The organism is Streptomyces sp. NPDC016309 (assembly GCF_043077235.1).
Lineage (GTDB): Bacteria > Actinomycetota > Actinomycetes > Streptomycetales > Streptomycetaceae > Streptomyces.
On sequence record NZ_JBIBSG010000001.1, the window covers coordinates 425215 to 447362 of the forward strand.

Annotated in this window: 12 protein-coding genes; 3 read left to right on the forward strand and 9 right to left on the reverse strand. The window is 75.1% G+C overall.

Annotation, left to right across the window (positions count from 1 at the left end; genetic code table 11):
* Positions 1 to 8: 8 nt before the first annotated feature.
* The 3 genes from ACF068_RS01900 to ACF068_RS01910 form a co-directional block, all read right to left on the reverse strand.
* Positions 9 to 3668, reverse strand: coding sequence for an ATP-dependent helicase (locus tag ACF068_RS01900; protein WP_392272179.1), 3660 nt, complete (start codon positions 3666 to 3668; stop codon positions 9 to 11).
* Between the two features lie 117 nt (positions 3669 to 3785).
* Positions 3786 to 7310, reverse strand: a complete 3525-nt coding sequence (locus tag ACF068_RS01905; RefSeq protein WP_392272675.1) for an ATP-dependent helicase — start codon at positions 7308 to 7310, stop codon at positions 3786 to 3788.
* Positions 7311 to 7477: 167 nt separating this feature from the next.
* Positions 7478 to 7921: an MGMT family protein gene (locus ACF068_RS01910; RefSeq protein WP_392272180.1), complete on the reverse strand. Its 444-nt coding sequence runs from the start codon at positions 7919 to 7921 to the stop codon at positions 7478 to 7480.
* Positions 7922 to 8100: 179 nt separating this feature from the next.
* Here ACF068_RS01910 and ACF068_RS01915 point away from each other — a divergent pair, with 179 nt between their 5' ends.
* The 3 genes from ACF068_RS01915 (at position 8101) to ACF068_RS01925 (ending at position 14133) form a co-directional block, all read left to right on the forward strand.
* A complete protein-coding gene (locus ACF068_RS01915) occupies positions 8101 to 10743 on the forward strand; it encodes a lysylphosphatidylglycerol synthase domain-containing protein (RefSeq protein WP_392272181.1) in 2643 nt (880 codons plus the stop codon).
* 174 nt (positions 10744 to 10917) lie between these two features.
* Positions 10918 to 12504 (forward strand): alpha/beta hydrolase, encoded by a 1587-nt coding sequence (locus ACF068_RS01920; RefSeq protein WP_392272182.1) that lies wholly within the window; start codon positions 10918 to 10920, stop codon positions 12502 to 12504.
* A 75-nt stretch (positions 12505 to 12579) separates the two neighbouring features.
* Complete coding sequence (locus ACF068_RS01925) at positions 12580 to 14133, forward strand: alpha/beta hydrolase (RefSeq protein ID WP_392272183.1); 1554 nt, start codon at positions 12580 to 12582, stop codon at positions 14131 to 14133.
* A gap of 65 nt (positions 14134 to 14198) precedes the next feature.
* Here the strand turns inward: ACF068_RS01925 and moeZ are convergent, their stop codons facing one another.
* The 6 genes from moeZ to ACF068_RS01955 all read right to left on the reverse strand — a co-directional run bounded on the left by moeZ (position 14199) and on the right by ACF068_RS01955 (position 22147).
* On the reverse strand, positions 14199 to 15377 hold the full coding sequence (gene moeZ, locus ACF068_RS01930) for an adenylyltransferase/sulfurtransferase MoeZ (RefSeq protein WP_392272184.1): 1179 nt from the start codon (positions 15375 to 15377) through the stop codon (positions 14199 to 14201).
* A gap of 70 nt (positions 15378 to 15447) precedes the next feature.
* Positions 15448 to 16212: a spherulation-specific family 4 protein gene (locus ACF068_RS01935; RefSeq protein WP_392272185.1), complete on the reverse strand. Its 765-nt coding sequence runs from the start codon at positions 16210 to 16212 to the stop codon at positions 15448 to 15450.
* Positions 16200 to 17183, reverse strand: coding sequence for an NAD-dependent epimerase/dehydratase family protein (locus ACF068_RS01940; RefSeq protein WP_392272186.1), 984 nt, complete (start codon positions 17181 to 17183; stop codon positions 16200 to 16202). The genes ACF068_RS01935 and ACF068_RS01940 overlap by 13 nt, the downstream gene beginning before the upstream one ends.
* 129 nt (positions 17184 to 17312) lie before the next feature.
* Entirely contained in the window at positions 17313 to 18719 is a 1407-nt protein-coding gene (locus ACF068_RS01945) for a hypothetical protein (protein ID WP_392272187.1), read from the reverse strand.
* A complete protein-coding gene (locus tag ACF068_RS01950) occupies positions 18712 to 20646 on the reverse strand; it encodes a DUF3492 domain-containing protein (RefSeq protein ID WP_392272188.1) in 1935 nt (644 codons plus the stop codon). Before ACF068_RS01950 ends, ACF068_RS01945 begins: the two co-directional genes overlap by 8 nt.
* Positions 20647 to 20830: 184 nt before the next feature.
* On the reverse strand, positions 20831 to 22147 hold the full coding sequence (locus tag ACF068_RS01955; protein ID WP_392272189.1) for a DUF3152 domain-containing protein: 1317 nt from the start codon (positions 22145 to 22147) through the stop codon (positions 20831 to 20833).
* Position 22148: the final 1 nt, after the last annotated feature.

The window sequence follows — 22148 nt, forward strand, 5'->3', positions numbered from 1 at the left end:
CTCTGAGCCTATCCGGCATCCGGGGCCGTCTCGTCGGCCGTCCCACGGAGCAGGACGCGCTCGATCCCGTCGCGCCCGGGCAGGTCGCCGGGGCGGACGACCTCACCCGTCCGTACGTAGACGAAGGCGGCCGTGACCGCGTCGAGGGGCAGCCCGTGCTGCTCGGCCCAGGCGAGCCGGTAGACGGCGAGCTGGAGGGGGTCGGCGGTGTGCGAGCGGCCGGTCTTCCAGTCGACGATCTCGTACGTCACCGCGCCGGTGTCCGGGTCGACGTCGCGGTACACCGCGTCGATGCGGCCGCGGACCACCCGGCCCGCCAGCGCCAACTGGAAGGGCGCCTCGACCCGGTGCGGGGTGCGGTGGGCGTACGCGGTGTTCTCGAACGCCTCCTTGAGCGCGGCCAGGTCCCGCTCGTCGGCGATCTCCGGCTCGTCGGCGTACACCTCGCCGCCGGGCAGCTCGTCCGGGCCCAGCATCGGCAGGGGCAGCTCCTCGAACCGGGCCTCCACCCACGCGTGGAACCGGGTCCCGCGCCGCGCGGCGGGCTGCGGCGGGCGCGGCATGGGGCGGGCCAGCTCCTGCGCGAAGCCCTCGGGGTCGGCGGCGAGGCGCAGCACCTGGGAGGCGGACAGGGACGCCGGGAGGAGGACGTCCCGGGTGGTGGCGCGGGCGCGGAGGAGCTCCCCGGTGAGGGCGTCCAAATCCCGGTCCCAGGAGGCGATGGTGCGGGCCTCCTCGGGCGTGAGGCGCTCCCCCGGGTCCGGGTCCGGGTGCGGGTGCGGGGCCTCGCCCGGGTGGCCGGGCACGCCCGCGTCACGCGTGCGGGGAGCGCCCGCGTCGGTGTCGCCGTGGCGCGGGGCGGGGACGGCGGGGTGGCGGGCCGGGGCGTGCGGATGCCCCGAGGGTGCGACCGCGGGGCCCTCGGTGGGCGGCTCGGCCGGCCAGTCGTCCCAGTCCGCCCAGTCGGCGGGGTCCTCCGGGGCGCCGGGATCGTCGGGCCAGGGCTCGTCCGGGTCCGGGTGGCCGGGGACGTCCGGTGCGTCCGGGTCGTCCGCCACCGGGTGACCGTGGTCCAGGTCCAGGTCCAGGTCCAGGTCCCGGCCGGGCTCCGGGCCCGGGCCCGGGTCCCGAGCGTCGTGACCCGCGGGGTACCGGGGGTCCTCGGTGCCGGCCTCCGGCAGGGCGGCCAGGTACGCCAGGACCTGGTCGGCGGCCGCGCGGCGACGGGCCAGGGATGCGGGGTCCAGGGGCAGCGGCCAGGCATGGTCGGCCGCCGTCTCCTGGAGCATGGGGTTGCCGGCGTCGCCGTCCGGTTCGTCCGCCCACGCCTCGACCTCGCCGAAGCCCGCGGAGCAGTGGTCGTACAGCGCGTGGAGGAACGCCGACGGGCCCCGGGGGCGCTTTTGGGAGGGGCCCCACCAGTGGGCCGACCCCAGGAGCAGGGAGCGGGGGCGGGTGAAGGTCACGTACCCGAGGCGGAGCTCCTCGGTGTGCTGGTGCTCCTTCATGGCTGCCTTGAAGGACGCGAGCGACCGGGCGTCCCAGTCGTCGATCACGGGGAGCGTCGGGGCGTCGCCGCGCAGCGCGTGCGGGAGGACCTGGGGCTGGGAGGTCCATGACTCGCGGGACCTGGTGCTGGGGAACTGGGACGTGACCAGTCCCGGGACGGCGACCACGTCCCACTCCAGGCCCTTGGACTTGTGGGCGGTCAGCACCTTGACCGTGTTCTCGCCGCCCGGGAGGGCGTTGTCCAGGCCCTTCTCGTACTGGGCGGCCGTGCGCAGGAAGCCCAGGAAGGCCAGCAGGGTCGCCTCGCCGTCCAGGGAGGCGAAGCCTGCCGCCGTGTCGAGGAAGTGGGAGAGCGTCTCCCGGCGCCGGGCGGCCAGCGCGTGCGGGGAGGCGGACAGCTCGACCTCCAGGCCGGTGGTGGCCAGGATCCGGTGCAGGACGTCCATCAGGGGGTCGGCCAGGGAGCGGCGCAGGTCGCGCAGCTCGGTGGCGAGGCGGGCGAAGCGCACCCGGGCCTCTCCGGAGAACGGCAGGCCGTCGTCGTGGCCGGCCGGCTCCAGGAAGGTGTCCAGGGCGTCCGCGAGCGAGACCACCTCGGCGGGGTCCACGCCCTCGACCGCCGCCGCCAGCCGCTCGTCCGCGTCCGCCCCGGCGTCGTCCCGGGAGCGGTGGACGAGCAGCCGTGCGCGGCGTCCCAGCAGGGCGAGGTCGCGGGCGCCGATCCGCCAGCGGGGTCCGGTGAGCAGCCGTACCAGGGAGGCGTTGGCACCCGGGTCCTGGAGCACCTCGCAGACCGCGACCAGGTCGGCGACCTCCGGCAGGTGCAGCAGCCCGGACAGGCCCACCACCTCGACCGGGACGTCCCGCGCCACCAGGGCGGCCTGGATCTCGGGGAAGTCGGTGGCCGTGCGGCACAGCACGGCGATGTGGCCGGGTTCCTTGCCCGTGCGGACGAGATGGGCGATGGAGTCGGCCAGCCAGGCGATCTCCTCCGCCTGGGTGGGCAGCAGCGCGATCCGCACGTTGCCGTCGCGTTCCGCGCCGGGCGCCGGGCGCAGCGCCTCCACGCCCTCGTGCATGGCGCGCAGCGGCTCGGCGAGGCCGTTGGCGAGGTCCAGGAGGCGGCCGCCGCTGCGGCGGTTCTCACTGAGCGAGAAGCGGGTGGCGGGGGTGCCGTCCGCGTACGGGAAGTGCTCGGGGAAGTCGTCCAGGTTGGCGACGGACGCGCCGCGCCAGCCGTAGATCGCCTGGCACGGGTCGCCGACGGCCGTGACCGGGTGTCCGGTGCCCCCGCCGAAGAGTCCGGACAGCAGCAGCCGCTGCGCGACGGACGTGTCCTGGTACTCGTCCAGGAGCACGACCCGGAACTCGTCCCGGAGGATCGCGCCGACCTCGGGGCGGGTGAGGGCCAGCTCGGCGGAGAGGGCGATCTGGTCGCCGAAGTCCAGCAGGTCGCGCTCGCGCTTGGCCGCGCGGTACCGGACGACGAGATCGGTGAGCTCCCGGCGGGCGTCGGCCGCCTCGGGGACCTTGCGCAGGTCGGCGTTGGTGAGCCGGGCGTCCGCCAGGGCGGCGAGCAGGCCGGTGTCGTGCCGGAGGAGGTCGGCGGGGCGTACGAGGTGTTCGGCGAGTTCGGCGTCCAGGGCGAGCAGGTCGCTGACGAGGGTGGGGAAGGACTTGGTCAGGGCGGGGTACGGTCCGGGCGCCTCGCGCAGCACCCGGGCGGCGAGCTGGTAGCGGGTGGCGTCGGCGAGGAGGCGGGCGGTGGGCTCCAGGCCGATGCGCAGGCCGTGGTCGGTGAGGAGCTGACCGGCGAACGCGTGGTACGTGGAGATGCGCGGCTCGCCGGGCGGGTCGTCCGGGTCGATGACGTCCGGGTCGGTCACCCCGGCCCGCACCAGGGCCGTGCGGACCCGTTCGGCCAGTTCGCCGGCGGCCTTGTTGGTGAACGTCAGGCCGAGGACCTGCTCGGGTGCGACCTGCCCGGTGCCGACCAGCCAGACCACCCGGGCGGCCATCACCGTCGTCTTGCCGGAGCCCGCTCCGGCCACGATGACCTGCGGGGCGGGCGGCGCGGTGATGCAGGCCGTCTGCTCCGGGGTGAACGGGATGCCGAGGAGCTCCTTGAGCTGCTCGGGGTCGGTGAGGCGAGTGGTCACGGTCAACGAGGCTAACCGGCCCCACTGACAGCCCCCGGCCGTCCACGGTCCCCGGTGCCCCGGCCGCCCCGCTCCCCAGTGCCCGGCCGCGCCCGGTCCCCGGTGGCCCGGCCGGGCTCACTCCACGATGTGGCGGCCCTCGGGCCGGGCACTGCACGAGGCCCGGAAGGCGCAGTGGTCGCAGTGCTTGCCGGTGGACGGGGTGAACCGCTCGTCCAGCACGCGCCCGGCGGCGGTGGCGAGCAGGTCACCGACCCACTCGCCGCCGAGCGGCTCCTGCGCCTGCACCTTGGGCAGCCGTTCGCCGCCCTCCTTCTTGGGGGCGGCCTGCCGGAGCTGGACGAGTTCGGCGCCACCGGGCTCGGGACGGCGACCGTCGAACACCTCGTCGACGGCGCCCTCGCGGACGGCGAGCTGGTATACGGCGAGCTGCGGGTGGTGGGCGACCTCGTCCTTGGTGGGGGCCGACTTCCCGGTCTTGAAGTCCACGACGTAGGCGCGGCCGTGCTCGTCGGCCTCGACGCGGTCCATGGAGCCGCGGATCCGCACCTCGTACTCCCCCGCCTCCAGGGTGACATCGAACGCGTGCTCGGTGGCCGCGGATGTGCGGCCACCGCGGTCCATGACGTGCCAGCGCAGGAACCTCTCCAGCGCCACGCGCGCGTGCTCCTTCTCCTGGGCGGACTTCCAGGGGGCGTCGAAGGCGAGCGCGTCCCAGACCGAGTCGAGGCGTTCCATGAGGACGGCCAGGTCGGCGGGGGTGCGGCCGGAGGCCACCTCGTCGGCGAGGACGTGCACCACGTTGCCGAAGCCCTGCGCGGCGGTCGCGGGGGCGTCCGCCTTGACCTCGCGGCCCAGGAACCACTGGAGGGCACAGGTGTTGGCGAGCTGGTCCAGGGCGCTGCCGGAGAGCGCCACGGGACGGTCGCGGTCACGGAGGGGGGTGGTCGAGTGGGTGGGCTCGTACAGACCCCACCAGCGGTACGGGTGGGCGGCGGGGACCAGCGGCTGCCCCTCGTCGTCGGTGAGCGCGGCGAGCCGGGCCAGGCGCCGGGCGGCGGCGTCGCGCAGCGCGGGGGTGGCGTCCGGGTCGACGGTGGTGGCGCGCAGCTCGGCGACGAGCGCGGCCACGGCGAGGGGGCGGCGGGGGCGGCCGGTGACGTCCTTCGGTTCGACGCCGAGTTCGGTGAGGAAGCGGGACGGCTGGTCGCCGTCGTCGGCGGGCGCCTTGACGGCGGTGACGACGAGCCGGTCGCGGGCGCGGGTGGCGGCCACGTAGAAGAGCCGACGCTCCTCGGCGAGCAGGGCGCCGGGGCTGAGCGGCTCGGCGATGCCGTCGCGGCCGATGCGGTCGGCCTCCAGGAGGGAGCCCCGGCGGCGCAGGTCGGGCCAGAGGCCTTCCTGTACGCCGGCCACGACGACCAGGCCCCACTCCAGGCCCTTGGAGCGGTGGGCGGTCATCAGGCGTACGGCGTCGGGGCGTACCGGCCGCTTGGACAGGGTGTCGGCGGCGATGTCCTGGGCGTCGAGCTCCTCCAGGAAGTTCAGGGCGCCCCGGCCGCCGGTGCGCTCCTCGGCGCGGGCGGCGGTGTCGAACAGGGCGCACACGGCGTCCAGGTCGCGGTCGGCGTTGCGGCCGGCCGCGCCGCCCCGGAGGGCGGCCCGCTGGAGTCGGGCGGGCCAGGGCGTGCCGTTCCACAGCAGCCAGAGGGCCTCCTCGGCGGTCCCGCCGCCGGCCAGCAGCTCGCGGGTGCGGCGCAGCAGGTCGCCCAGCCGCTGGGCACCGCGCGCGTAGGCGGGGTCGTGCGCCACCAGCCGTTCGGGCTCGGCGAGGGCGCGGGCGAGCAGGACGTCGGAGGGCGGCGGGACCTTGTTGCCCCCGGCCCGCTCCTCGTCCCGCAGGGCCCGGCCGAGGCGGCGCAGGTCGGCCGCGTCCATGCCGCCCAGCGGGGAGGCGAGCAGGCCGATGGCGGTCTCGGTGTCCAGCCATGGCCGAGGCCCCGCCGGGGTGTCGTCCACCGGGACACCCGGCCCCGCCGGGGTGTCGCCGGTCGGGGCGTCGGCGTCCGGGGCGTCGGCGGCGGCGCCTGCCGGGGCATCGTCGTCGTCGGCGCGGGGACCGGCCCCGGCGCTCCCGTCACCCTCGCGGATGTCGTCGCCGTCACCCACAGGAGTGAGCGCTCCGGATCCCACGGCCCCCTCGGACCTCTCGGATCCCTCGGCCCCCTCGGCCCCCTCGGACCCCTCGGACCCCTCGGAGGATCCCCCCGCCTCCACCCGTCCCGCCTCCGGGGTCGCCGCCGCGCGGAGGGCGGCGAGCAGGGGGGCGACGGCCGGTTCGTGGCGCAGCGGGACGTCGTCGCCGTCCACCTCGACCGGGACGCCCGCCGAGGTGAGGGCGCGGCGCAGGGTGGGCAGGGTGCGGCCGCCCGCGCGGACCAGGACGGCCATGTCGTTCCACGGGACGCCGTCCTCCAGGTGGGCGCGCCGCAGGATGTCCGCGATGTTGTCCAGTTCCGTGGAGGAGGTGGGGAAGGTGTACGTCTCGACCCGGCCGCCGCCCCGGCCCGCCGTCAGGTCCCGGTGCGCCCGGGCCTTGTCGGCGGGCAGGCGCGGCAGCGGCATCCGGGTGGTGAGCAGCCGGGTGGCGGACAGCAGGGCGGCGCCCGACCGGCGCGAGGTGGTGAGGACGGCGACCGGCGCGGGGGCGCCGTCCGCGCGGCGGAAAGCGCCGGGGAAGTCGAGGATCCCGTTGACGTCCGCGCCCCGGAACGCGTAGATCGACTGGTCCGGGTCGCCGAACGCGTACAGCGTCCGCCCGCCCCCCGCCAGCGCCCGCAGCAGCCGCACCTGGGCGGGGTCGGTGTCCTGGTACTCGTCGACGAACACGGCGTCGTAGCCGGGCAGCGCCGCCGAACCGGCGAGCAGCACCGCCCGGTGCACCAGCTCCGCGTAGTCCAGGACGCCCTGCATGTCGAGCACGTCCAGGTACTCGGCGAGGAACTCGGCCGCCGCCGACCAGTCCCGCCGCCCGGTGCGCGCGGCGAAGTCGGCGAGCGCGCGCGGGCCGAGGCCCAGTTCCCGGGAGCGCGCCAGGACGGCCCGTACCTCGTCGGCGAAGCCGCGCGTGGTCAGGCAGGCCCGCAGCTCGTCGGGCCAGTGGATACGGGCCAGGCCCTCCCGCTCCAGGTCGAGCTGGCCCGCCAGCAGCTCGCGCACGGCGAGGTCCTGCTCCGGGCCGGACAGCAGGCGCAGCGGCTCCGCGAAGAGGTCCGCGTCCTGGTGGGCGCGGACCAGGGCGTAGCAGTAGGAGTGGAACGTGGTCGCCTGGGGGGCGCGCGTCCCGCCGATCCGGGCGGCCATCCGGTCGCGCAGTTCCACGGCGGCCTTGCGGCTGAAGGTGAGGACCAGCAGCCGCTCCGGGTCGGCGCCCCGGGCGATCCGGGCCGCGACCGCCTCCACCAGCGTCGTCGTCTTGCCGGTGCCCGGGCCGGCGAGGACCAGGAGCGGTCCGCCGGGATGGTCAACCACGGCACGCTGCGATGCGTCCAGGAGAGGGGGGCTCACGGGAGCCGGCGGGGTACGCACCAGTCGGTACGCGCCCGGGGTCCGCCCACGAGATGGCGTACGCCCGGTGGTAATCGAGGAGGAGCTCACGTGGATCGCCGGTCCTGGTGGGTGTGCTGGTGCTGAGGATGCTGGGTGGGGGGCGCGGGGAGCACGCCACGCGGGACGACGTTACGCGTACTCCGTACGGTCGTGCCCGCGATGCCCACCACGTCCGCCGCGCGGCCGCGTGGCCGAAGCTGTCACCTGTGAGACATCGCACTCGCACCGCCGCCGGAACCGCCGCCGCCGGACCCGTCCCCGCCGTCCCAGCGCGCCCGGCGCATGTCGAGCCGCGGGAGGTGGCCCTCGGCCTGCCGCGCGGCCTCGCGCAGCGGGGTGCCCTCCGCCCGGTAGTGGCCGAGGGCGCGCAGCTCGTGGCCGGGGAGGAGCTGCCCGTCGGCCCGCACGACCCGCCACCACGGCACCGCGCCGCCGTAGAGCGCCATGACGCGCCCGACCTGGCGCGGGCCGCCCACCCGTCGCCCACCACCATCCTTGTCCGAGAGCGCTTCGCGCTCCCCCTCCTGCGCGAGCCATTCGGCGACGTCCCCGTATGTCATCACCCGGCCGGACGGGATCAGCTCGGCGACTTCCAGCACCCGTTCCGCGTACTCCGGAAGCTCCTCAGCACTCATCCGGTCCATCCTGCACCACACCACCGACAACGCGGGCAATGCACCCTGCTGGCCCCCGCCGCCGCCCGGTCATGCCACCATCTTCCGGGCGGTGACCGGTGATACGAGATCAACAAGACACAGACACGGCGAAGGGGCGGGATGTGCGGCCTCCCGAGGTGGAGTCCACTTCGGGGCCTCCTGAGACGATGGAGACGAACGAGACGAAGGAGACGGTATGCGTGAACGCGGAGAGGCACATCGACCGCGTCTCCGGTGACGAGCCGCTGCTCGCCGCCCGCGTCCACCGGCCGTCCGACCTGCTGCGGCTGCTCATCGGCATCCTCGCGATCGGTGTCGTCATCGCCATCGCCGCCTTCGCCCACGCCACGACCACGGGCCTGGAGGAGGACATCAGCAAGGGCACCGGCCAGGCTCCCGACGTCTTCGTCAAGGTCGCCGGGCTCGTGTCCAGCATCGCGGTCCTGCTCGTCCCGGTCGCCTTCGCCATCGAGCGGCTGATCAAGCGGGACGGGCTGCGCATCGCGGACGGCGTCCTCGCCGCCGTACTGGCGCACGGGGTCACCCTGGCCACCGACCTGTGGGTCGCCAGGGCCGCGCCGGGCACCATTCAGGAGGCGCTGACGCAGCCCCAGGCGGGCGGCGGGCTGTCCGACCCGGTCCACGGGTACCTCGCCCCCGTCATCGCCTACATGACGGCCGTGGGCATGGCCCGCCGGCCTCGCTGGCGGGTGTCGCTGTGGGTGGTGCTGCTGCTCGACGCGTTCGCGATGCTGGTGGCCGACTACACCACCCCGTTCTCGATCGTCCTGACCATCCTGATCGGCTGGACCGTCGCCTACGGCACCCTCTACGCGGTCGGTTCCCCGAACGTGCGGCCCACCGGCCAGACGCTCCTGGCCGGGCTGCGCCACGTCGGCTTCCGCCCGGTCACGGCGATGCGCGCCGAGGACGTCGTCGACTCCGCCGAACAGGGCGACCGCGGCCGCCGCTACCTGGTCACCCTGGAGGAGGGCCCGCCGCTCGACGTCACCGTGGTGGACCGCGAACAGCAGGCGCAGGGGTTCTTCTACCGGGTGTGGCGCAGGCTCACCCTGCGGGGCATCACCACCCGCCGCTCCCTCCAGTCGCTGCGCCAGGCCCTGGAACAGGAGGCGCTGCTGGCGTACGCGGCGATCGCCGCCGGCGCCAACGCGCCCAAGCTGATCGCCACCTCCGAGCTCGGCCCGGACGCCGTGATGCTGGTGTACGAGCACCTGGGCGGCCGTTCTCTGGACGCGCTGGACGACGAGGAGATCACCGACGAGGTCGTCCGGGGCGCCTGGCTGCAGGTGAAGGCGCTCCAGTCGCGCCGTATCGCGCACCGCCGGCTGACGGGCGACGCCCTTGTGGTGGATCGTTCCGGCAGGGTGATCGTCACGGATCTCCGGGGTGGCGAGATCGCCGCCGGGGACCTCGTCCTGCGGATGGACATCGCCCAGCTTCTGACCACCCTGGGGCTGCGCGTCGGCGCGCGGCGGGCGGTGGCGGCCGCGGTCGACGCGCTCGGCCCCGACCGGGTCGCCGACTGCCTGCCGCTGCTCCAGCCGATCGCGCTGAGCCGTTCGACCCGGGCGACCCTGCGCAGACTGGCGCGGGAGCGGGCGCAGCGGGAGCGGGAGGCGGTCCTCGCCGCCTCCGAGGCGGCCAAGCAGGCCCGGCTGGAGGGGCACGCCGCCGGCAGCGAGGAGGAGAGGAAGGCGGACCGCAAGGCGGTGCGCGCCGAGAAGCAGGCCGAGAAGCGGGCGCTGGACGAGGCGATGGACGAGGTCCGCGAGGAGGACCTGCTGGCCCAGATCCGGCAGCAGGTGCTGCTGATCCGGCCGCAGGCCCCGGTGGAGCCCGTACGGCTGGAGCGGATCAGGCCGCGGACGCTGATCAGCATCATTGCCGGCGCCATCGCCGTGTACTTCCTGATCTCGCAGATCTCCAAGGCGTCGCTGTCGGTGTCCACGTTCGCCGGCGCCGACTGGGCGTGGATCACGGTCGCGCTGCTGTTCTCCGCGGTGAGTTACGTGGCGGCGGCGATGAGCCTGCTGGGCTTCGTCCCGGAGCGGGTCTCCTTCGGCCGTACCGTGATCGCCCAGGTGGCGGGGTCGTTCGTGAAGATCGTCGCTCCGGCGGCGGTCGGCGGGGTGGCCCTCAACACCCGCTTCCTCCAGCGCTCGGGCGTACGTCCCGGCCTGGCGGTCGCCAGTGTCGGCGCCTCGCAGCTCTTCGGGCTGGGCGCGCACATCCTGCTGCTGCTGTCCTTCGGCTACCTCACCGGCACGGAGAAGACCCAGGACTTCACGCCCTCCCGGACGGTGATCGCGGGGCTGCTGACGGCCGCGGTGCTGGTGCTGGTCGTCACGGCGATCCCCGCCCTGCGCAAGTTCGTCTCCACCCGGCTGCGGTCGCTGTTCGCCGGTGTGGTGCCGCGCATGCTGGACGTGCTCCAGCGGCCGGGGAAGCTGCTCACCGGGATCGGCGGCATGCTGCTGCTGACCGGTGCGTTCGTGCTGTGCCTGGACGCGTCGATCCGGGCGTTCTCCGACGGTGCCCAGCCGCTGAGCTACGCGAGCCTCGCCGTGGTGTTCCTGGCCGGCAACGCCCTGGGGTCGGCCGCTCCGACACCGGGTGGTGTGGGGGCCGTGGAGGGCGCGCTGACCTTCGGCCTGGTGGCCGTGGGCGGTCTGCCGGCGGAGGTCGCGGCACCGGCGGTGCTGCTGTACCGCGTGATGACGCTGTGGCTGCCGGTGCTGCCGGGGTGGTTCTCGTTCAACTTCCTGACCCGCAAAGGCGCCCTCTGACGCGGGAGGGCCCCTGACCGGTCCGGGGCGCCGGGCACCCGGGAGCGGCCGTGTGCGGCGCCCGCGGGCCGCCGTCCCCCGGTGCCCGGAGGCCGCCGCCCCCGGTACCCGCCCCGGCCACCCGCATGGACGCGGGCACGGGCGCCGGGCGGGCGCCGGGCGCACGATGGAGCCATGACCTCCCGCGCCGCCCGGTCCGCCGCCATCCGCACGCCACGGCGTGCGGCCGTGCTCGCCGCCGCGACCGCCGCCCTGGTGATGGCCGCCGGCTGCTCCGGCGACGGGGACGAGGGCGGCGAACCGGCCCGTCCCAGGGAGCTGGCCACCCAGAAGCTGACCTGGGAGCCCTGTGCCGCCCCGTCCGTCCAGGAGGGCGAGGGCACCGCCCCGTCCCCGCTGCCCGGCGGCACCAAGTGGGAGTGCTCCTTCATGCAGGCGCCGCTCGACTACGAGGACCCCGACGGCGGGACCATCGAACTGGCGCTCATCCGGGCGAAGGCCTCCCGCCCGGCCGGCCGGATCGGCTCGCTCATCTTCAACTTCGGCGGCCCCGGCGGCTCCGGCATCACAGCCCTGCCCTCCTTCGCCAAGGACTACGAGTCGCTGCGCACCCGCTACGACCTGGTGAGCTTCGATCCGCGCGGGGTCGGCCGCAGTGAGGGCGTCGAGTGCGAGGACGACCCGGAACTGGACGCCTTCTTCGCGCTGGACTCCACCCCCGACACCGCGCAGGAGGAGCGGGACTACCAGGAGGGCCTGAAGAAGTTCGCCGAGGCCTGCGAGGAGAACTCCGGTGACGTGCTGCCGCACGTCGGCACCACCAACGCCGCCCGCGACCTGGACCTGATGCGCCAGGTGCTGGGCGACAGCAAGCTGCACTACTTCGGCATCTCGTACGGCACCGAACTCGGCGGCGTCTACGCCCACCTGTTCCCCAAGACCGTCGGCCGTGCCGTCTTCGACGCCGTCGTCGACCCGGGCGGAACCACCGAACAGGGCGCCCTGGGGCAGGCCAAGGGCTTCCAGCTCGCGCTGAACAACTTCGCCGAGGCCTGCGCCGCGCGCGGCGACGCCTGCAAGCTGCCGGGCAGCGACGCCAAGGAGATCGAAGGCTTCATCACCGGTCTGCTCGCCCGGCTCGACAAGAAGCCCATCCCCGGCATCGGCGACCGGAAGCTCACCCAGTCCCAGGCCACCAACGGCATCGCCCAGGCCCTGTACTCCAAGGAGTACTGGCCCTATCTGGAACAGGGCCTCGACGAGGCCGACGGCGGGGACGGGGGCCTGCTCCTGGCCCTGTCGGACTCCATGAACGGCCGCGACCAGAACGGCGACTACAGCAACCTCCAGGCGGCCAACGCGGCCATCAACTGCGTCGACGACAAAGAGCGGTTCACCGTGGAGCAGGCCAAGGCGAAGCTGCCCGAGTTCCGCAAGGCGTCCCCCGTCTTCGGCGGCTTCCTCGGCTGGGGCCTGATCAGTTGCTCCCAGTGGCCCGTGCCCGGCACCTGGGACCACCCCGACGTCAGCGCCCCCGGCTCGGCGCCCATCCTGGTCATCGGCAACACCGGGGACCCGGCCACCCCCTACGCCGGGGCGAGGGCGATGGCCGCCGCGCTCGGCAAGGGCGTCGGCGTGGAGCTGACGTACGAGGGCGAGGGCCACGGCGCGTACAACAGCGGCGACGCGTGCGTGAAGCGCACGGTCGACGCCTACCTGCTGAACGGCACGGTGCCGAACTCGGGGACCGTGTGCCCGTAGGGCGCCGTCCTCCCGGGGAGTGCCGCCGGGGGCCGTGCCTAGGATGGCTGTTCGGCACAGGAGTTGGGGGGACACATGTCCATTCGGGTACGGCCGGCCGGGCTCGCGGTCGCGGCGGCGCTGGTGGCGGGGCTGGTCACCGGCTGCGACGGCGGAGGCGGCGGCACCCCCGGCGGTACGGACGGCGGCACCGGCCGGACCTCGGCGGGCGCCCCGATGGCGTCCCTGCCCGCCGCGCTCACCGGCCAGAAGCCGGACTGGCGCGGCTGCGAGGCGCCGCGGGGCGCCGAGGAGCCCGGCCCGGAATGGCGCTGTGCCACCGTGCGGGTCCCCCTGGACTACGCGAAGCCGGGCGGCGCGACCCTGCCCATCGCGCTGATCCGCAAGGAGGCCCGCCACAAGGACCGCCGGATCGGCTCCCTGCTGTTCAACTTCGGCGGCCCGGGCGCCTCCGGTGTGACCGCCATGCCGCAGGCGGCCGAGCAGTTCGAGGAGCTGGGCAGCCGCTACGACCTGGTCGGCTTCGACCCGCGCGGGGTGGACCGCAGCTCCGGGGTGGTGTGCCGGGACAACGAGGAGCAGGCCGCCTCCGTGGCACGGATCGACCTCACCCCGGACACGCCCGCCGAGGAGGCCGCCTTCCTCGCGGACGGGGCCGCCTTCGGCGCCGGCTGCGCCAAGCGGTCCGGCACGGTCATCCGCCACGTCACCACGACCAACACCGCACGGGACCTGGACCTCGTCCGGTACGTGCTGGGTGACGACAAGCTCCACTACATGGGCTTCTCCTACGGCACCCAGCTCGGCGGGACGTACGCCCACCTGTTCCCGCGCAACGTCGGCCGGACCGTCCTGGACGCGGTCGTCGACCCGACCGCGGACACCGCCGGCCACGCCCGCAACCAGGCGATCGGCTTCCAGCGGGCACTGAACAACTACTTCGCCTCCACCGGCGAGGGCGCGGCCGCGGGCAACGCGCGCGTGACGGCCCTGCTGGAGCGGCTGGACCGCGCACCGCTGCCCGCCGCGGACGGCCGCGAACTCACCCAGAGCCTGGCCCTGACCGGCATCGCCCAGACCCTGTACTCGGAGCGCATGTGGTCGTACCTCACCGAGGGGCTGAAGGAGGCGGAGGGAGGCCGGGGTGACGCGCTGCTGCGACTGGCCGACATGTACAACGGCCGCGGCGAGGACGGCACCTACGACACCCGCGCGCACTCGCAGCGGGCCATCTCGTGCGCCGACAGCAGCAGCCGGCCCACGGCCGCCGAGGCCAAGGCGCTGCTGCCGGAGTTCCGGCGGATATCGCCGGTCTTCGCCGAGTTCATGGCCTGGGACACGGCCGGGTGGTGCGCGGACTGGCCGGTGAAGGGCGAGAGCGCCACCCCCGAGACCAGCGCCCCGGGCGCGGGCCCGATCCTGGTGGTCGGGACGACGGGCGACTCCGCGACGCCGTACGAGGGCGCCAAGAAGATGGCGGACGAGCTGGGGGCGGGCGTCGGCGTCCTCCTCACCTTCAAGGGCGAGGGGCACGGCGCGTACACCGGCGACAACCGTTGCGTGCGGGACACCGTCAACGCCTACCTGCTGGAGGGCAAGGTCCCCCCGAACGGCACGACCTGCTCCTGAACATCCCGCCCGGGCAAAAGGGCCGGACCCCCGCACGGGGTCCGGCCCTTGTTTTCCGCCGTGGTCTAGTAGACCGGCTTCTCCGGCTCGATCTGGTTGACCCAGCCGATGACGCCGCCGCCGACGTGCACCGCGTCCGCGAAGCCCGCGGACTTCAGCACGGCGAGCACTTCCGCACTGCGGACACCCGTCTTGCAATGCAAGACGATCTTCTTGTCCTGGGGCAGGCCCTGGAGGGCGTTGCCCATCAGGAACTCGTTCTTCGGGATCAGACGGGCACCGGGGATCGAGACGATCTCGTACTCGTTCTGCTCACGGACGTCGATGATGTCGATGTTCTCGCCCTCATCGATCCACTCCTTGAGCTGCTTGGGAGTGATCGTCGCGCCGAGCGCCGCCTCCTGGGCCTCCTCCGACACGACGCCGCAGAAGGCCTCGTAGTCGATGAGCTCGGTGACGGTGGGGTTCTCGCCGCAGACCGCGCAGTCGGGGTCCTTGCGGACCTTGACCTGGCGGTACTGCATCTCCAGGGCGTCGTAGATCATCAGCCGGCCGACCAGCGGGTCGCCCACGCCGGCCAGGACCTTGATCGCCTCGGTGACCTGGATGGAACCGATGGACGCGCACAGCACGCCCAGCACGCCGCCCTCGGCGCAGGAGGGGACCATGCCCGGCGGCGGGGGCTCCGGGTACAGGCAGCGGTAGCAGGGGCCGTACTCGGACCAGAAGACGGAGGCCTGGCCGTCGAAGCGGTAGATCGAGCCCCAGACGTACGGCTTGTTCAGCAGCACGCAGGCGTCGTTGACCAGGTAGCGGGTGGCGAAGTTGTCCGTGCCGTCGACGATCAGGTCGTACTGGGCGAAGATGTCCATCACGTTGTCGGCCTCGAGCCGCTCCTCGTGCAGGACCACGTTCACGTACGGGTTGATGCCGAGCACGCTGTCGCGCGCGGACGCGGCCTTGGAACGGCCGATGTCGGACTGGCTGTGGATGATCTGGCGCTGGAGGTTCGACTCGTCGACCTCGTCGAACTCCACGATGCCGAGCGTGCCCACGCCGGCTGCGGCGAGGTACATCAGGGCGGGCGAGCCGAGGCCTCCGGCGCCCACACAGAGCACCTTGGCGTTCTTGAGCCGCTTCTGCCCGTCCATCCCGACATCCGGGATGATCAGGTGGCGGGAGTACCTGCGGACCTCGTCTACGGTGAGCTCGGCAGCCGGCTCGACCAGGGGTGGCAGCGACACGGAGACCTCATCAATACAGCTGGTCGGTAGTCAGTACGGTTGTTCTTCCGTAACACTGCCATGGCGCTCCTCATTCCGAGACACCTCGTCCGATCTGCGAGACGATTTCGTCCCAGTAGCCGGGCAGAGCCGCGAATGGGCTGTTTTGTCCGCTGTCGTCGCCCGTCCGGTCGGTGAAGAAGATCGTCCCCGCGCCCTGCCAGCGCGCGATGCGCGTCGCCTCGTCGAGATGGGTGCGCGGTACCCCGTGGACGAGATGGACGAACCGCTCCGGCGGATGGTCGGCGGTCCACTCGGCCACCTGTGACCAGCGGTACTCGGCCCAGGGCCCGGAGAAGGTCACCAGCTGGTCGGCGACCTCGGCGTAGCCCGGGTGCGGATGGGTGCCGTGCCCCAGCACCAAGTGCCCGCCGTCGGCGTGCTCCAGGACCACCTCCAGGGTGGCGGTGACCCGCCGTACGGCGGCCAGGTCGGCCCGGTCGGTGGGGCAGCGGTCCAGCAGGAAGCCGTCCACCAGGTACCAGTCCAGGAACCGGTGCGCGTCGGTGACGAGGTCGCCGAAGGGGCGGGAGCCGTGGCGGAGGTCGAGGTGGCCCAGCACCCGGCCGCCCGCGTTGCGCAGCTTGCCCACCGCCTCCAGGCAGTGCGGGTCGGGCCGGGCCCCGGGGCCGTCCGCGACGTTGAGGACGGCCCAGTGCAGGGGCGTTCCGGGCCGGGTCAGCTCCGCCCACTCGACCGGCGCGATCAGGGGATGGGCGTAGCCGGGCACACCGAAGCCGAGCCGTTCGGCGCCGGTGGCGGAGAGCCCCGTGTCCGTACGGGTCAGATGCGGCACGCCGCCTCCATCCAGATGTCGGCCAGGGACTCCTCCAGGTTGATGCGCGGCCGCCAGCCGAGCCGGTCGCGAGCGGTGCGCACGTCGGCCTGCTGCCAGTTGCCGCACCCGTCGGGATACGGGTGCGGGGCGGGCACCACATGGTCGGGGACGCTCTCCCCGCGCTGGGCGCCGATGGACGCCATGGACCCCACCGCCGACAGGGCGGGCCGGGCCGGCGCCTCCAGTTCGTGCAGCGACCCGGCGTACCCGGCGACCCTGGCCAGCACGGCGGCCGCGTCGCGGAGCCGTACGGCCCGGCCGGTGCCGATGTTGACGATGCCCTGCGCCGCGGAGAGGGAGGCGGCGTGCACGGCGCGCGCCACGTCGCGTACGTCGACGAAGTCGCGCTGCACGCCGAGGCCCCCGAGCTTGAGCTCGCCGTCACCGGTCTGCATGGCCCGCCGCATGGCCTCGGCGAGCCGGCCGAGCGGCGAGCCGGCGGGGGTGCCGGGTCCGACGGGTGAGAAGACCCGGAGGACGACGGCGTCCAGTCCGGAGCCGAGGACGAGCTCGGTGGCGGCGAGCTTGGACACGCCGTACGGCCCGCCGGGGCGCGGCACCGCGTCCTCGGCGGTGGACGAGCCGGGCTGGGACGGCCCGTACTCGGAGGCGCAGCCGACCTGGACCATGCGCGCCCCGCAGCCGCTGCGGCGCAGCGCCTCGCAGACGGTGGCGACGGCGACGGTGTTGTGCCGGGTCAGCTCGCGCGCGCCGCCCCGGGTGGTGCCGGCGCAGTTGATGACGACGCCGGGGTGGACGGCGTCCAGGAACCGGGTGAGCGCGCCGGGGCTCCCGCCCGCGAGGTCGAAGCGCACGTCGGCGTCGTCGCCGCGTCCGAGGGCGGTGAGGTGGACGGCCGGGTCGGCCAGCAGCCGGTCGGCGACGAAGCGGCCGATGAATCCATTGGCACCGAGCAGCAGCACCCTCATCGCGCGCCCCCTTCGCGCCGAGTGGCCGTTGCGGGGATCTGGGGGGTCATGTCCGTTGTCTCCTTGGAGTGTGTGCCGGTGGGGAGGCGTACCCGGGTACCGGCGGGGGTCACGGGGGGGGTGGGGGTCTCAGGTGGTGGTGTCGTCCGCGTGGGCGGAGGCCCGGGCCAGTACGGCGGTGGCGTACACCAGCAGGGCGAGCGCCGCCGCGCCGCACGCGGACGCGGGCACCACGGCCGGGCCCCCGGCGGCCACGGCCGCCTCGACGGGGCGGCCGAGCAGGTCGCAGCCGGGGAGGCGGCCGGCCAGGACGGAGGCGAGCGCGACCGCCTCCGCGGCGCACGCGGCGAGCAGCCCGGCGGCGGCGGCCCGGGCGAAGCCATGGGCCGTGAGCAGCCGGGCGAGCAGGAGCAGGCTGCCCAGGGCCAGGGCACCCCCGCCGGGCGAACCGTCCCCGGGGGCGGTGCCGCCGAGGGCGGTGTCCACGAGGACGAGCAGTCCGGTCAGCGCGGCCGTGTACAGCGCCACCGTGCCGAGGAGCAGCGGGCGGGTCCGGGCGGCGAAGTCCGCCAGGCCGCGGCTGGCGGTGAGCTTGCGCCGGGCCCGTACGGCGAAGAGGCGGGCGCACCAGACGGCGGGCGCGGCGGCGAGGGCGAGGCCCAGCAGCGGTGGCGCGTCCAGTGGCCAGGGCCCGTCGGGTCCGCCGGTCAGGAGCTCGTCCAGGAGGCCGTCGCCGAACAGGGCGTACAGCAGCAGGAAGCCGGTGCACGCGCGCGTGCCCCGCCGTCCGCGCGGGCGCCCGGCCGTGACCGCCAGGGCGAGCGCCACGACACCGATCAGCCCGACCGCCGCCCGCGCCGGCCCGTCCGTCAGCGCGAGCCCCGCGACGGTGAGCCCGCCCAGGGCGCCGGGCAGCAGCGCCAGGACGACGGCCCGGGCGGCCCGGCCGCTCCGCCCGGCGTCCGCCCCGGGAGCGGGCGCGGCGGGCCGGGGCGGGTCGCCGTCATCACCGCGCGGCACGCGCGCGTAGAGCTCCTCGGCGAGGGAGAAGACGTCCCGGTGCCGGAACCGGGCGGCGGTCCGGTCGGTGACCCCGTGGGCCTCCAGGCCGGCGGCGATCTCCAGCGGATCGACCGCCCGTTCGCACAGGTCCCGGTGCCGGTGCAGCAGCGCCTTCACCGGATCGGCCGACCCTCGGCGGGCGGGCCCCGGGAGGCCGCTCGCCGTGTACCCGCCCGCCGTGTACCCGCCCGCCGGGAGTCCTGCCACCGGGAGCCCGGCCGCGGTGGGCCCGGCCGCGGTGGGTCCGGACGCGGTGGGCCCGGACGCGGTGGGCCCGGCCGCGATGGGCCCGGACGCGGTGGGCCCGGACGGCCGGGCGCCGGCGGGTGCGCCGGTGGCCCCGAGGGCGGGCCGGGACAGCAGGGCTTCCGCGCGGCTGTCCCAGGCGGTGGCCCCGGGCTCCGGGTGCGGGCCCCTGGCGTGGCCGTCCGTGATGGGTGTGGCGCCCGGTACGGGTGTGCCCGTGTCAGACATGTCCGTCCGCCCTTCCCGCGACCGGGTACGCGGCCGCGACGGGGAACGAGGCCGCGACCGGGAGCGACGCGACCACGGGCGCCTGGGCGTCCGCCGTCGTCACCAGGGCGGCCGCCGGGGCGGCCCGGAACGCGGTCGGGGCCGGGGTGGGGGTGGAGGTGGGGGTAGGGGGCAGGTCCGGGTCCGGAGCCGGGGGCCGGTTGCGGGCCGGGGCGGCGGCCGGGACGCCGGGGGCGCCGCCCGGGTGCGGTGCGGTGGCCCACGCTGGGGCGGTCACGCCGCCGGAGCCGCGGCCCGTCCAGTGCCCGGGCACATGGGCCTCGGCCGGGTGGGCGAACAGCCGGGGCTCGCCGTCCGCGCCGACGGCCTCCGCCGCGCGACGGACGGGCGCCCGGGAGATCAGCTCCAGGTAGAGGGCGCGGAACGCCGCCAGGTTCTGCTCCACGGTGAACAGTTCGAGGGCGCGGGCCCGGGCCGCGGCGCCCAGCCGTTCCCGGCGCGCGGGGTCGCGCAACAGCGCCAGGCAGGCGTCCGCGAGCGCCCGCGGGTTGCGCGGGGGCACGACCAGCCCCGTACCGCCGATGACCTCGACGACGGCGCCGACGTCGGTCGACACGGTGGCGCGCCCGCAGAACATGGCCTCGACGAGCCCGACCGGGAAGCCCTCGACCACGCTGGACAGGACGACCACGCCGGCCGCCGCGTAGGTGCCGGCGAGATCGGGCGCCTCCGGGCCGCCGAGCTCCTCGAAGGAGACGGGGTTGTCGCCCACGGCGTGCGCGCCGGTGGCCTCGTCGGGGAAGAGCTGGGCGGCCAGGGCCTGGCAGTGCGCGCGGTACGTGGCGGACTCGGCGTCCCGGACGGGCGCGGAGACGATCCGCAGCCGGGTCGCCGGTTCCCGCCGCCGGACCTCCGCGAAGGCGTGCAGCAGACCGACGAGGTCCTTGGCCGGCTCGACGCGGCCCACCCACAGCAGGGTGCGGGGGTCTCCCCCGTCGCCGCCCTCGCCGACGGCCGCGAACCGCTCGGCCTCCATGCCCGGGTGGACGGTGCGCAGTTTGGCGCGGTCGGCGCCGCACTTCTCCTGCCAGCGCCGGGCGTGGCCGTTGCCCGGGGTGATCGCCGCCGCCTGGTCGTACACCTCGGCGGCCAGGCAGCGGTGGAAGGCGGCGAGCAGGGCGCGTACGGGTGCGCTCAGCGGGGCCTCGGCGGCCGCGAGGTAGTGCGCGCGCAGCCGTACGCCGTACTCGGTGACCAGCAGCGGAGTGCCGAAGAAGCGTTTGGCCAGCAGGCCGGGCAGGGCCGCCGTGCCGGCCGACGCCGCATGGCAGAGGTCGACCGCGCCGAGGTCGTTCTCGCCGTACCAGTCGAGGGAGAAGGGCCGCAGGGCGCGCTCCACCTGGCCGGCGAAGGCGAGGTGGTCCGAGACGGTGGCGCCGTGCACGCCCCGGCGCACGCCCCCGGCGCGGCAGGCGCTCTCCAGGACGCGGACGGCGTCCTCCGAGCGGAGGGCGGTGGAGAGGCCGCCGCATTCCCGGGCCAGGTCGGCGAGCCCGTACAGACCCTCCGCGAACGCGGCCGACACGGCCGGTGCCGTCGACGCGGCCGGTGCCGTCGATGCCGCCGGTGTGCCGCAGACGGCGGCGGCGAGGGCGGTGAAGCCGGTGGTGAAGCGCCGGCGCTCACGCCGGCCGTACGCGCGCCCGGCTCGCGCCGTGTCCTCGGGCCCCCACAGGGGAGCCGTGCGCACCCGCCGCACCTGGGGCGGGAGCGGGAGCCAGCCGCCGTCCTCCTGGCGGGCGCTGCGGCTCAGCGCGTAGACGTCGAACTCATGCTGCGCGAGCCCGTGTACGAGCCGGTCGCACCAGACCCTGGACTCACCCGACGCATACGGGTATCCACCGTCGGTGAGCAGTCCGATCCGCACGAGTACACCCCCGATCTCCCTTGTGCGCGGCCACCGTTGGTCCGGCGGCTCACAGCGGGAAGAACGTAAGCGGATCCGCCGGTGGCGCGATGGACGGTTGTCCGTTGCGCCACCGGAAGGGGTGAAAGCTCGTAACTTTCCTGTACGCGCCGCGTTTCGACGCGCTAGAAGTGGATCGGCCCCATCAGCCGGTGGGGAACACCCAGGGGTTGGGGCGGCACTTGACGCCCTCGATCTCCAGGGACTTCGTCTGCTGCTGCATCACCGGCGCGAGAGCGCCCGGCGTGCGGCAGTTCACGTGGTTGTGCCCCAGCCGGTGCCCGACCTCGTGGTTGATCAGCATCTGCCGGTAGGTGTACATGGCGTCGACCCCGTACGTCTGCGAGCCCTGGGCCCACCGGTACGCGTTGATCATCACGCGCTCGGTGGCGGCGGAGTCGCAGGAGACGTTGTCGACCGTCGTGTCCAGCCCCGACTTGGCGCACCAGACGCCGGTGGTCACCGGGCTCGCCAGCGTGACCACGAACTCCGGCTCGCCGCTGGAGATGCGCTCGAAGGTCATGGCACCGCCGTGCGCCCAGCTCCGGTCGTCGTTCAGGGTCTCCTGGACCGCCCGCGCGAACAGCGCCGGGTCGAGACCGAGCCCCTTCTCCACGTCGATCCGGTACCGCACCTTGCGCCCCTTGCCGGGGGCCGGGTCGGTGCCCGGCACGACCTCGAACGCGCCGGAGCCCTTCGTCCCCGGGTCGAGCGGGAAGCGCTTGGCCATCGCCTGCGCGTACGTCACCGGGGCCGGGGCGGCGCGGCGGGCCGCCCCGGGCGGGACGGCGCGCTCGTCGGAGCGGTCCGACCGGGACCCGGTGCCGCCGTCGGCGGCGCGGCCGGCGGCCTCGCCCGGCGGGCGGGCGGCGGCGCTGTCCGGTCCGGTGCCGGTGACCTGGCCAGCCACCACGACGGCGAGGACGGTGGTGACCGCCGCGGCGGCGATGCCGGTGAACGTACGTCCCTTGCCGCCGCTCCGGCCGCCGCCCGCGGGGGGCCCGGCCTCCCGCAGCGGGGGCCGGCCGGGCCCCTCGGGCAGCGGGCCGTCGTGCGGGGCGCGGTCGAAGGCCTCGACGAACTCGCGGCGCGGTCCCGGTATCCGGGCCCCGGCGCCCACCCCGGTGGCCGGCCCCCGCGCGGCGGGACCCGCGGGCGCGGGGCCGGCCGGTCCAGAACCCGCGCCCGCGGGGCCGGTGGGCGGTGCGGGGCGGGCCGGTACGCCGCGCCAGTCGCCGTAGCGGCCGGGCTCGCCCCAGCCGCCGCCCGGCTCGCGCTGCTCAGGGTGGCCGCCGCGTACGTGCTCCGCGCCGTGGGGGTGGTGCGCCTCGGGAGGTGGGCCGGAGGACTTGCGCCGGCGCCCGCTGCCGGGGCGCGCGCCCTCCCGCACCGCGCCCCTGGCCTCGCCCTTGGTCTCTTCGGAGCCCTGAGGTGCGGGGCCTTTGCGGCTGTGTCGTCCCACG

Coding starts and splice junctions, on each gene's coding strand:
- ACF068_RS01910 (WP_392272180.1), bottom strand. CDS start 7,921: ATGGACCGGATGAGTGCTGAGGAGCTTCCGGAGTACGCGGAACGGGTG.
- ACF068_RS01915 (WP_392272181.1), top strand. CDS start 8,101: ATGGAGACGAACGAGACGAAGGAGACGGTATGCGTGAACGCGGAGAGG.
- ACF068_RS01920 (WP_392272182.1), top strand. CDS start 10,918: ATGACCTCCCGCGCCGCCCGGTCCGCCGCCATCCGCACGCCACGGCGT.
- ACF068_RS01925 (WP_392272183.1), top strand. CDS start 12,580: ATGTCCATTCGGGTACGGCCGGCCGGGCTCGCGGTCGCGGCGGCGCTG.
- ACF068_RS01940 (WP_392272186.1), bottom strand. CDS start 17,183: ATGAGGGTGCTGCTGCTCGGTGCCAATGGATTCATCGGCCGCTTCGTC.
- ACF068_RS01945 (WP_392272187.1), bottom strand. CDS start 18,719: ATGTCTGACACGGGCACACCCGTACCGGGCGCCACACCCATCACGGAC.